Raw genomic sequence first — 841 nt, 5'->3', positions numbered from 1 at the left:
CGGCGCGGGTCGGTGCGGTGGGGCCGGAAGCCGCTGAGGCGGCGGTCGGTCGGCTCATCGACTGGTACGCACGCCAGGCGCAGCGCGCCGACCTGGTCGCGGCGGGGCCTCGGCTGCGGGTCGCGGAAGACGTGCCGGAGTTGCCGGGGACGCCGGACCTGCCGTTCCCGGACAGTGCCCGGGCGATGCGCTGGCTGGAGGAGGAGCGGCAGGTGCTGTACGAACTCGTGCGCCGCGCGGCCTCGTCGAGCCTGGACCGGGCGACGGTGGCGCTGTGCGAACCGTTGTGGACCCACTATCAGGACCATCCACATCCACAGGACGCCATCGCCGCCTTCCGTACCGGCGTCTGGGCCGCTGGGCGGCTCTCCCAGGCTCCCGCACTGGTACGGATGCGTTGCCAGCTCGCCAGGGTGCTGTGGGAGGACGGGCGGTTCGCGGAAGCCGAGGCGGAGGTGGGGCAGGCGTGGCAGGCGATCCCCCTGTTGGGCGACTCCGCGCTGGAACGCAAGGTCGCGGCATCCGCCGTAGAGGCTCGCGGACGGCTGCACGCGGCACGTGGCGAGTGGCGGGAGGCGGCGGCGGACCATGCGGAGTGCCGGGACATGCACAGCGCCAACCGGAATCCGTACGGCGTCATGCTGCAGGACTACCAGCTGGGTCGGGCGTTGACGGAACTCGACGAACTGGAGCGCGCCCAGAGCCTCCTGGAGCAGGCACGCGCGCGGGCCGTGGAGGAGGGTCGGGCGCGGATGACAGCGCGTACGGGGCTGGCGCTCGCCCGGGTGCTGCGTCGCGGCGGAGCGCCGGAGCGGGCGCGCGACCTGTGCCAGGCCGCTCT

1 pseudogene is annotated in these 841 nt (G+C 73.8%); it reads left to right on the top strand.

The features are described from left to right. Nucleotides 1-841: pseudogene (locus AN216_RS28890) on the top strand (hypothetical protein); the annotation flags it as partial.

Source organism: Streptomyces oceani (assembly GCF_001751245.1).
Taxonomy (GTDB): domain Bacteria; phylum Actinomycetota; class Actinomycetes; order Streptomycetales; family Streptomycetaceae; genus Streptomyces; species Streptomyces oceani.
This window is presented reverse-complemented; position numbering and strand designations above follow the sequence as displayed.